This is a genomic window from Nocardia sp. NPDC050799 (assembly GCF_040654015.1).
Classification (GTDB): Bacteria; Actinomycetota; Actinomycetes; order Mycobacteriales; family Mycobacteriaceae; genus Nocardia.
This window is the reverse complement of the sequence record NZ_JBFAHF010000071.1, coordinates 1-12,931: the sequence shown is the minus strand read 5'-3', so window position 1 is coordinate 12,931 and position 12,931 is coordinate 1. Positions and strand designations below refer to the sequence as shown.

Below are 12,931 nucleotides of genomic sequence, written 5' to 3'. Positions count from 1 at the left end.
GCGGGCGCCGGGGCGGCGGGCCCCCGGGCCCCCCGGGGCCGCTACACCGGAGGGCTCAGTTCAGCAGAGCGCTCAGCTCGAGCATCTGCTCCACCGCCGCCCACGATCCGTCGGGCCGGCCCGCCTCCTCCAGGAGAAGCGCGGACAGATCCTCCAGAGCGTCCGGTTCCAAGGCCTCGAGGCCCGCCCGGTCGATCCACAGGTGTGTGACCCATTCGTCGCCGAGCGCCGCGCCGGTGACCTCGGGTACGAGCACCACCGCCGCGCCCGCCGCGCCCGCCGCCACGATCTCCGCCACCGCGGCCGGGCCGTTGGTACGGCCGTACCGGAAGGTCCGGGATTCGTAGGTCAGCCCGGTCACGGTGTGTACTTCGGCCACCACGGCGGCCAGCTCGTCGTAGGACAGCACACGGCCACCGGCGCCGACGCACACCGGATCGCCACCCTGCAGCGGCCGGACCCGATCGGCGTAGGTCACCGGACGGGACGACTCCGCCGCGATCTCCGCGATACGCGCCGGATCATCCAGCACCAGCCAGTCGACATCCGGCGCGGCCGGCGGCGCGCCCGCCACGAGGCCGGCCTCGACCGACAGGCCCGCCCCCGCGGCGGCAGACACCGCGTCGGCGGGCACCAGCGCCGCACCCGCCTTGAGCACCGCCCAGGTCGCGACGGCCGCGTCGACCCCGCGTTCGAGCCGCAGCACCACACCGGTACCCGGCCCGTACCCGCGCCCGATCAGCACCCGGGCCAGCCGCGACGAACGCGCGTCCAGCTCCTGATAGGTGACCTCTTCCTCACCCCACACCACCGCGGGGGCTTCCGGATCGTCCTCCACCGACGCACGCAGCGTCTGTGGCAACGCGGTACCGGTGGTGGCAGCGGGTGCCACCTGCTGCGCGGGCGCCGCCATCCGGTCGCGTTCGGCGGTATCGAGGATATCGATCTCACCCACCCGGACCTGCGGATCGGCGGCCACCGCGGCGAGAATCCGGGCGAACCGGCGACCGAAGGACTGCACGGTCGATTCGTCGAACAGGTCGGTGGCGTACCCGAATACCGACCACAGTTCCCCGAAGCCGCCGTCGGCGTCCCGCTGCGGGTCGATACCGATCTGGAGATCGAACTTCGCGGCCAATGCCTGCTCTCCCAGCGCCTGCACACTCAGCCCGGGCAGATCCAGCGTGGGCTGTTCGGTGTTCTGGAAGGACAGCACCACGCCGAGGAGCGGGTTGTGCGCGGTGGCCCGGCCCGGCAGTACCGCTCCCACCACCTGTTCGAACGGGATATCGGCATTCGCGAATGCCGAGAGATCCGTCTCCCGGGCCTGCTCCAGCAGTTCGGCGAAGGTCATATCGGGTTCCACCTTGGTACGCAAAGCCAGGGTGTTGACGAACATACCGACCAGATCGTCGAGCTCCTGCTCCCCGCGTCCGGCGATCGGAGTGCCGACCACGACATCGCCGGTGTTGGTGAGCCGGGACAACAGCACGGCCACCGCGGCGTGCATCACCATGAACAGCGTGACGCCGTGCGCTCGCGCCGACTCGTCCAGCGAGCGGTGCACCTCGGCCTCGATGGCGAAACTCGTCAGCCCGCCGCGCATCGACGGTACCGGCGGACGCGGCCGGTCCAGCGGCAGCTCGGCATCCACGGCAACCCCGTCGAGCTGTTTCTGCCAGTACGCCAACTGGCCGGCGGCCGGCGAGGTCGGGTCGGTTTCGTCCCCGACCACCGCACGCTGCCACAGCGCGAAGTCCGCGTACTGCACCGGCAACGGCGACCAGCCCGGCGAATCACCACCGACACGAGCCAGGTAGGCCGTCATCAGGTCCCGGGCCAGTGGCGCCATCGAGGCACCGTCGGCCGCGATGTGGTGTGCGACGAACGCGAGCACATGTTCGCCGGGTCCGGTTTCGAGCAGCAGCGCCCGGACCGGTACCTCCTGGGTGACGTCGAAACCAACCGACATCAGCTCGCCGATCCGAGCCACCGGATCAGCGGCGGCAGCGACCTCGAGGCCACTGGCGAGAGCCTGCGCGGCCGGCAGGACCTCCTGATACGGGCGATCGCCGGGGCCGACCGGATACCGCGTCCGCAGCGTTTCGTGCCGTTCCAGCACATCCGCGACCGCCGCGCGCATAGCTGCGACATCCAGTTCACCCGTCAGCCGGATCGCCAGCGGAATGTTGTACGCGGGCGAACCGGGATCGAACTGGTTGATCAGCCACATGCGCTGCTGCGCCAGTGACAACGGCACCAACTCCGGCCGCGGCTGCGGCACCAGCGGTGCCCGCCCACCGGACCCGGCATGCCGCTCCACCCGCACCGCCAAACCGGCCACCGTCGAAGCCTCGAACAGCGCCCGCACCGGGACAGTCGTGTCGAGTGCCTTACCCAACCGCGCCGCCACCTGCGTCGCGACGAGCGAGTTACCGCCCAGCGCGAAGAAATCGTCGTCGGCGCCGACACGATCCACACCGAGCACCTCGGCGAACGTATTCGCCACGATCTCCTCGATCGGAGTCGACGGAGCCCGGAACGCTCGAGCCTCGAACACCGGCTCCGGCAGCGCTTTACGATCCAGCTTCCCGTTGACGGTCAACGGCAGCGCGGACAGTTCCACAAATGCCGACGGCACCATGTACGACGGCAACCGCCGCGCCAGCTCCGACTGAATCCGCCCCGTATCCAAGCCGGCCGCACCACTGGGCACCACATACCCGACCAGCCGGTCACCGGTCCGCGGATCCGACTTCGCCAATACCGCGGTCTGCGCGACCTCCGGCAACGCCAGCAACGCCGCCTCGATCTCACCCAGCTCGATCCGGAAACCACGAATCTTCACCTGGAAATCGGTACGACCCCGGTACTCCAGCTCACCATTACCGTCGAAGGCCACCAGGTCACCGGTGCGATACATCCGCTGCCCCGCCACGAACGGGTCCGCCACGAACCGATCCGCGGACAGGTCCGGGCGACCGAAATACCCGTGCGCCAACTGCGCACCGGCCAGATACAGCTCACCCGCGACACCATCGGGCACCGGCTGCAAACGCGAATCCAGCACATACACCCGGCTGTTCCACTGCGGCACACCGATCGGCACCGACACCAGATCGGCCTCGGTCACCCGATGGGTGGTGATCGAGACGGCGGCCTCGGTCGGGCCGTACAAGTTGAACAACCCGACACCCGGGAACTCGCCCAGCATCTTCTGCGCCGTCGCCGCCGGCAAGGCTTCACCGATCGCCAGCACCCGCCGCAACGAGTCCGGCAAACCGTCTGCGGTGCTCAGTAGGGCATCCAGCATCGACGGCACCACCGTCAATGTCGTCACCCGCTCACGACGCATCAACTGGTTCAGATACGACGGATCGCGATGGCCTTCCGGCTCCGCGATCACCATCCGGCCACCACTCACCGCGGCGGTCCAGAACTCCCACACCGACAAATCGAACGTCGCCGCAGTCTTCAACAAGATCGCATCCGTGGCATCGAGTGCGAATTCGTCGGTGATGTACCGCAACTGATTCACGATCGCCGCATGCGGCACCGCGACGCCCTTCGGGCGACCCGTCGAACCCGACGTGAAGATCACATACGCCGTATTCGAAGCACGCAACGGCGCCACACGCTCGGCATCGGTCACCGGCGAAGCCGCGAAACCACCGAGATCGAGAGTGTCCACGGCCAGCGACGGCACACCGTCGCTCACCACGCCGTCAGCACTGGTGGTCAGTACGCACACCGGTGCCGCGCTGTCCAGGATGTAACCCGTACGCTCCGCCGGCTGATCCGGATCCACCGGCACATACACACCACCGGCAGCGGCGACCGCATACATCGCGACCACCAGATCCACCGACCGCCGCACCGCCAGCACCACACGATCCTGCGGACCCACACCCTCCGCGATCAGGAACCGCGCCAGACGATTGACCCGCGCACCCAACTCCGCATAAGTGATATGGGAACCATCCGCGGCCACCAACGCCACCGCATCCGGCGTAGCTGCCACCGACGCATCCAGCAGCGACACCAACGTCGCCGCCGAATCCAACTCCCGGCCCGTAGCGTTACGAGCCCGCAGCGCCTGCCGCTCGGCGGACGCCAAGATCTCCACATCGCCCACCGGAACCAGCGGATTCGCCACGATCTCGCCGAGCAACCGCACGAACCGATCGACCATCACCTGCGCGGTAGCGCGGTCGAACAGATCGGTGGCGTAGGTCAGATGACCATGCACACCGAGGGGAGCGCCGTTGTCGTCGTAGCCATCGGCAACGATCAGGTGCAGGTCGAACTGCGAGACCTCGGTATCGACATCCAGCCCCGATACCGTCAGCCCCGGCAACTCCAGGCTGGACTGCGCCAGGTTCTGGAACGAGAGACCGACCTGGAACAACGGATGCCGCGCGGTCGACCGCGCCGGATTCAGCACCTCCACCAAACGCTCGAACGGCACATCCGCATGCGCGAACGCCGCGATATCGACCTCACGCTGGCGGGACAGCAGGTCGGCGAACGACTCACCGCGATCCAGCTCGGTCCGGAACACCAGCGTGTTCACGAACATACCGATCAGATCATCGAGCGCCTGCTCACCACGACCCGCCACCGGCGTACCGATAGTGATGTCATCGGCACCCGACAACCGCGACAACAACACCGCCAACGCGGAATGCACCACCATGAACAGCGTCGCATTCTGCTCTCGGGCGACCCGCCGCAGCCCGGCGTGGATCTCGGCGTCGATAGCGACCTCGACCCGGCCACCGGTGAACGACTGCACCGCCGGCCGCGGCCGATCCGCCGGCAGGTCCAACTGGTCGGGCACACCCGCCAGCGCGGACTGCCAGTACTCGACCTGCCGCGCGGCCAGCGACTCCGGATCGGCCTCATCGCCCAGCAACTCACGCTGCCAGATGCTGTAGTCGGCGTACTGCACCGGCAACGCCGCCCAACCCGGCGCCTCACCCACGACCCGAGCCGCATACGCGGTGATCAGATCGCGGGTCAGCGGGGCCACCGACAAACCGTCACCGGAGATGTGGTGGACCACCATCGCCAGCACGAACTCACCGGTCGCGCCCTCGCCGGCCGTGTCGCTGACCTCGAACAGCGCGACCCGCAACGGCACCTCGGCGGTGACGTCGAAACCGGTCGACACCAGTTCCGATACCGCGGCCACCACGTCGGCGGCGGCCACCGCGCGCACCTGCAGTCGCGGCGCGGCGTCCCCGGCCGGTAGCACCAGCTGCACCGGACCGGAATCGGTCTCCGGGTAGATCGTCCGCAAGACCTCGTGCCGGCCCACCACATCGGCTACCGCCGCACGCAGCGCGTCCACATCGAGGTCGCCGGTCAACCGGATCGCCATCGGAATGTTGTAGGCGACCGAATCCCGATCGAACCGGTTGAGGAACCACATCCGCTGCTGCGCCAGCGACAACGGCACCTGCTCCAGCCGCTCCCGCGCCGCCAGCACCGGCAGATCACCACGCCCGGTGGCGGATTCCGCGGCGGCAGCCAACGCGGCCACCGTGGAGGCCTCGAACAACAACCGCACCGGCACCGTGGTGTCCAACGCCGCACCGAGACGCGCCGCGACCTGGGTCGCGATCAGCGAGTTACCGCCCAGCGCGAAGAAATCATCATCGGCACCTACCCGCTGCACACCCAGCACATCGGCGAACACCCCCGCCACGATCTCCTCGATCGGCGTCGAGGGAGCACGGAACTGCTTGGTCTCGAACACCGGCGCCGGCAGCGCCTTACGATCCAGCTTGCCCGAGGTGTTCAACGGGAACGCATCCAGTTCCATGACCACAGCCGGGATCATGTACACCGGCAGCACATCACGCAGATCATCGAGCAGGGCAGCCGATACGATCTGCGCACCAGGAGCGGGAACCACGTAGCCGACGAGTTGCTCACCCAGATCCGACGCCGCGACGGTCACCACAGCCTGGCTCACCGCGGGCTGCGCCAGCAATGCCGATTCGATCTCACCCAGCTCGATCCGCTGACCACGGAACTTCACCTGGAAATCGGTACGACCCAGGTACTCCAGCACCGGCAGCGACTCGGTCCGGCCCGCTGCCTCGACCTCGGTCCGGCTCCACCGCACCAAGTCACCGGTCCGATACATCCGCTGACCGGCATCGAAGGGGTTCGCGACGAAACGGTCCGAACTCAGATCCGGTCGCGTCACATACCCGCGAGCCAACTGATCACCCGCGAGGTAGAGCTCACCCGTGACACCGGCAGGGACCGGCCGCAGTCGTGAATCCAGCACATACACACGGCTGTTCCACTGCGGCACACCGATCGGCACACTGGTGGTTTCCTGACCGGTGGCCTGCCAATAGGTGATCGACACCGCGGCCTCGGTCGGACCATACAAGTTGTGCACAGCAGCACCGGAAATCGCATGCATCGCCGTCACCGTCTCCGGCGGCAGGGCTTCACCGATCACGAACACATGCTCGAGCGACGGAATCGAACCCGCGGGAGTGTGGGCGGCGAACACACCCAACATCGACGGCACGAAATCCGTCACCGTCACTCGCTGCTCAGCGATCGTGCGCGCCAAATATTCGGTATCCCGATGACCATCCGGAGTCGCCACCACCAGATGCGCACCCGCCGCCAACGGCAGGAAGTAACCCCACAAAGACACATCGAACGTCGTCGCCGTCTTCTGCAGATACACATCGTCTGCACCCAGCGGATACTGCGACAACATCCACGCGACCTGGTTCACGATCGCCGAATGCGGGACTGCCACACCCTTCGGGCGCCCGGTGGAACCGGATGTGAAGATCACATACGCCGTATTCGACGGCTGCAACGACCCACGCCGGTCCGCATCGGTGACCGGTGCAGTGCCGTACCCATCGAGGTCGAGGGTGTCCACAGCCAGCACCGGCACTTCCGCACCTTCGGGCACCGCACCGACATCAGCCGTGGAGGTCAGCACACACAACGGCGACGCCGTCTCGAGAATGTAACCGATCCGCTCCGCCGGATGCGCCGGATCCAACGGCACATACGCACCACCGGCCGCGACGACGGCGTACATCCCGACCACGAGATCGATCGACCGCGAAACAAGCAGACCCACCAACGTCTCCGGGCCCACACCCTGCGCGATCAGATGCCGCGCCAACCGGTTCACCCGACCAGCGAACTCGCCATAGGACAGACTCGTCCCCTCGAACGAAACCGCCACCCGCTCCGGATACGCCACAGCCGCGGCATTGAACCCGTCCAGCAGCAACCCGGCCGGGAGCGCATGCTCGGTCGCATTCCACTCCGCCAGCATCTTCGTGCGCTCGACCGGCGCCAGGATCTCCAGATCACCGACAGCCGTCTCCGGCGCCGCCACGATCTCCCGCAGCAGACCCACGAACCGCTCCGCGAAACCCGCCACCGTGGCGTGATCGAACAGGGCGGTGGCATAGGTCAGGTACCCGGCCACGCCGTTCGGGGCCCCGGCGGTGTCGTAGGAGTCGCCGAGCAGCAGGTTCAGGTCGAACTGGGAGATCTCGGCATCGAAATCCACCCCGGAAACCGTCAGGTCCGGCAGTTCCAGCACGGAGGCGGCCAGGTTCTGGAAGGTCAAGCCCACTTGGAACAGCGGATGCCGCGCGGTGGATCGTGCCGGATTCAGCACCTCCACCAAACGCTCGAACGGCACATCCGCATGCGCGAACGCCGCGATATCGACCTCACGCTGGCGGGACAGCAGGTCGGCGAACGACTCACCGCGATCCAGCTGGCTCCGGAACACCAGCGTGTTCACGAACATACCGATCAGATCATCGAGCGCCTGCTCACCACGACCCGCCACCGGCGTACCGATAGTGATGTCATCGGCACCCGACAACCGCGACAACAACACCGCAAACGCGGAATGCACAACCATGAACAGCGTCGCGCCCTGCTGCTGCGCCACCCGCACCAAACCGGCATGGGTTTCCGCATCGATCGCGACCTCGACCCGCCCGCCCGCGAAGGACTGTACGGCCGGACGTGGCCGATCGGTCGGCAGATCCAACTGATCCGGCACCCCGGCCAGCGCCGACTGCCAATAGGTGAGCTGGGCGGCCGCGATCGACTCCGGATCGGCCTCGTCACCCAGCAACTCGCGCTGCCAGATGCTGTAGTCGGCGTACTGCACCGGCAGCGGCGCCCAACCCGGCGCCTCGCCGGCAGTACGCGCCGCGTAAGCGATCATCAGATCCCGCGTCAGCGGACCCACCGACAAGCCGTCACCGGCGATATGGTGCACCACCATCGCCAGCACGAACTCGCCGGCCGCACCGGCCGCGGGCTCGACATCCACCACAACTTCGCCGGCAGTCGCGTCGACCGCGTCATGCACCCGGAACAATGCGACCCGCAACGGCACCTCGGCCGTCACATCGAAACCGGCCGACGCCAACCCCGCCACCGCCGGAACAACATCTCCGGCCGCGACGGAACGCACCTCGAGTCGCGGTACGGCGTCACCGACCGGCAACACCCACTGCACCGGCCCCGCCTCGGTCTCCGGATACACCGTCCGCAACACCTCGTGTCGCGCCACCAGATCCGTGACGGCCGAGCGCAACGCCTCGACGTCGAGGGCACCCGACAAACGGATCGCCATCGGCAAGTTGTAAGCGGCCGAATCCTGATCGAACCGGTTCAGGAACCACATCCGCTGCTGCGCCAGCGACAGCGGCGCGGCACCGACAACCTCTCCCGAGGGCAACGTCCGCGTCGGACGCTGCTGCGGCACCAACGCCACCCGACCGCCCGAACCGGCCTGCTCCTGGATCCGGGCAGCCAGCACCGAAACAGTGGCGGCCTCGAACAGCAACCGCACCGGCACCTGGGTATCCAGCGCAGCACCCAGTCGAGCCGCGACCTGGGTCGCGATCAGCGAGTTACCACCCAGGGCGAAGAAATCATCATCGGCACCCACCCGCTGCACACCCAGCACCTCGGCGAACACACCCGCCACGATCTCCTCGATCGGCGTCGACGGAGCCCGGAACTGCTTGGTCTCGAACACCGGCGCCGGCAACGCCTTACGATCCAGCTTCCCGGAGGTGTTCAACGGGAACGCATCCAACTCCATGACCACGGCCGGAATCATGTACACCGGCAGCACATCACGCAGATCGTCGAGCAGGGCAGCCGACACGATCTGCGCACCCCGAGCAGGAACCACGTACGCGACGAGCTGCTCACCCAGATCCGACGCCGCGACCGTCACCACGGCCTGACTCACCACCGGCTGCGCCAGCAACGCCGACTCGATCTCACCCAGCTCGATCCGCTGACCACGGAACTTCACCTGGAAATCGGTACGACCCAGATACTCCAGCACCGGTTCGATCCGGCCCTCGACCTCGGCCCGGCTCCACCGCACCAGGTCACCGGTCCGATACATCCGCTGACCGGCATCGAAGGGGCTCGCGACGAAACGGTCCGCCGACAGATCCGGACGGGTCACATACCCGCGAGCCAACTGATCACCCGCGAGGTAGAGCTCACCCACCACACCGGCGGGAACCGGCTGGAGACGGGAGTCCAGCACGTATACACGGCTGTTCCACTGCGGCACACCGATCGGCACACTGCCCGACTCCGCACCGGTCGCCTGCCAATAGGTGATCGACACCGCAGCCTCGGTCGGACCATAAAGGTTGTGCACAGCCGCATCCGAAATCGCATGCATCGCCGTCACCGTCTCCGGCGGCAGGGCTTCACCGATCACGAACACATGCTCGAGCGACGGAATCGAACCCGCGGGAGTGTGGGCGGCGAACACACCCAACATCGACGGCACGAAGTCGGTGACCGTCACCTCTTGCTCGGCAATGATCTCCGCCAGGTAAGCCGGATCCCGATGACCATCCGGAGCCGCCACCACCAGGTGCGCACCCGCCGCCAGCGGCAGGAAGTAACCCCACAGAGAAACGTCGAAGGTCGTCGCGGTCTTCTGCAGATACACATCCGACGTATCCATCGGATACTGCGCCAGCATCCACGCGACCTGGTTCACGATCGCCGAATGCGAGACGGCCACGCCCTTGGGGCGACCCGTCGAACCGGATGTGAAGATCACATACGCCGTATTCGACGGCCGAACAGCCGCCACACGGTCTGCATCGGTGACCGGTGCAGTGTCGTAACCATCGAGGTCGAGGGTGTCCACAGCCAGCACCGGCACATCCGTGCCCTCGGGCACCGCACCGGCATCACCGGTGGTCGTCAGCACACACAACGGCGACGCGGTATCGAGAATGTAACCGATCCGCTCCGCCGGATGCGCCGGATCCAACGGCACATACGCACCACCGGCCGCGACCACCGCATACATCCCGACGACCAGATCGATCGACCGGGAAACCAGCAACCCGACCAGCGTCTCCGGGCCCACACCCTGCGCGATCAGATGCCGCGCCAGCCGGTTCACCCGACCCGCGAACTCGCCGTAGGACAGACTTGTCCCCTCGAACGAAACCGCCACCCGATCCGGATACGCCGCAGCCGCGGCATCGAACCGATCCAGCAGCAGCCCGGCCGGGAGCGTGTGCTCGGTCGCGTTCCACTCCGCCAGCACCTGGTCCCGCTCGACCGCGGCGAGAATCTCCAGATCCCCGACCGCCGTCTCCGGCGCCGCCACGATCTCCCGCAGCAGAGCTACGAACCGATCCGCGAAGCCCGCCACCGTGGCACGGTCGAAGAGATCCGTCGCATAGATGAACTTCGCCGAGACACCGTGGGCGGCGGCCGCACCGGCACCTGCCGGACCCATCAGCTCGCCGAGCTCCAGCACGAGATCGAACTTCGCTGTCTCGATCGGTGACTCGAGTCCGCTGATGGTCAGGCCGGGCAGTTCCCCGGCGACCTGCGCATTGTTGTTCTGCAGCGACAGCATCACCTGGAACAGCGGATGCCGGGCCTGCGAGCGGGCCGGGTTGAGGACCTCCACCAAACGCTCGAACGGCAGGTCCGCGTGCCCGAAGGCGGCCACGTCACTGCTGCGGACCGTTTCCAGCAGTTCGGCGAAACCGACGCCGTGGTCGATCGGCGTCCGCAGCGCCAGCGTGTTGACGAACATGCCGATCAGATCGTCCAGCGCACGTTCACCACGACCCGCCACCGGCGTGCCGACGACGATATCGGTCTCACCCGACAACCGGGACAGCATCACGGCGAAGGCCGCGTGCACAACCATGAAGAAGGTGACGCCATGGGCGCGGGCGAGCTCCACCAGTTCGGCGTGCACGGTGTCGTCGATAGCGAAGGTGTAGGTGGCGCCCTGCCCGGAGGCCACCGCGGGCCGCGACCGGTCGGCCGGCAGGTCCAACTGCTCCGGAATACCGGCCAGCGCTTCGGACCAGTACCTGACCTGCGAGGCGATCACCGACTGCGGATCGTCCTCCGAACCCAGGACTTGGCGCTGCCACAGCGTGTAATCGGCGTACTGCACCTCGAGCGGCAGCCAGCCCGGCTCGCCACCCTCGATGCGGGCGCTGTAGGCCGTGAGCACATCGCGGGCCAGCGGTCCCAGGGAGAAGCCGTCCGACGAAATATGGTGCACGACGAGAACCAGGACGTGCTCGGTCGGATTCGTCTCGAACAACCGGACCCGGAAGGGCACCCCGGTGGTCACGTCGAAACCGGCCGATACGAACTCGGCCACCCGGGCGAACAGATCGGACTCCGCGACCTCCACCGGGGTGAGATCCGGGATCACCGCCGAGGTCGGCAGCACCTGCTGGAACGGCGTGCCGTCCACATCCGGGTAGAAGGTCCGCAGCGCTTCGTGCCGCGCCAGCACGTCGGCGATCGCGATCTGCATGGCCTGGCGGTCGAGCAGACCCGACAACCGCACCGCGATCGGCATATTGTCCGCGGCCGAGGCCGGATCGAACCGGTTCAGGAACCACATCCGCTGCTGCGCCAGCGACAACGGCACCCGCTCCACGACCTCGCCCGTCTCCAGGACCTGGGTCGGACGCGGTTGCGGCACCAGCGCCACCCGGCCACCCGCACCGGCATGGGTCTCCGCGCGGGCGGCCAGCGCCGCCACGGTGGATGCCTCGAACAGTTCCCGGACCGGAAGTTCGGTGTCCAGTGCCACCGACAATCGCGCCGCCACCCGGGTGGCGCTGAGCGAGTTACCGCCCAGCTCGAAGAAGTCGTCGTCCGCACCGACCCGCTCGGCACCCAGTACCTCGGCGAAGGTCGCGGCCACGATCTCCTCGACCGGAGTCGACGGCGCCCGGAACACTCGCGCCTGGAACACCGGCGCCGGCAACGCCTTGCGATCCAGCTTCCCGGACGCGTTCAGCGGGAACTCGTCCAGTACCACGAACGCGGCGGGCACCATGTACGACGGCAGCACCTCCGTGAGGTCCTCACGCAGATCCTCGATATCCAGCGGCGCGCCCGGGGCGGGCACCAGGTAGGCGACAAGCTGGTCGCCGGTGCGCGCGTCACCACGCATGACCACCACGGCCTGCCCGACCTCGTCCACACCGGTCAGCGCCGACTCGATTTCGCCGAGTTCGATGCGCAGACCACGCAACTTCACCTGGAAATCGGTACGACCCAAATACTCCAGCTCACCGGACGCGGTCCACCGCACCAGGTCACCCGTGCGATACATCCGCTCGGCGACCTCGAACGGATCGGCCACGAACCGATCCGCCGACAGATCCGGACGCGCCACATACCCACGCGCCAACTGGGTACCGGCCAGATACAGCTCACCCGCGACACCGACAGGCACCGGCCGCAACCGGGCATCCAACACATACACCCGCGTGTTGAACACCGGAGCACCGATCGGCACCACCGCGGTATCCGCATCCGTCACCTCATGGAAAGTGACATCGACCGCAGCCTCGGTCGGACCGTA

The 12,931-nt window shown here is 67.4% G+C and carries 1 protein-coding gene; it reads right to left on the bottom strand.

What is annotated here, in order from left to right; genetic code table 11:
* Positions 1–55: 55 nt before the first annotated feature.
* A partial coding sequence (locus tag AB0H42_RS34900) for an amino acid adenylation domain-containing protein (protein ID WP_357063972.1) occupies positions 56–12,931 on the bottom strand: 12,876 nt, incomplete at its 5' end.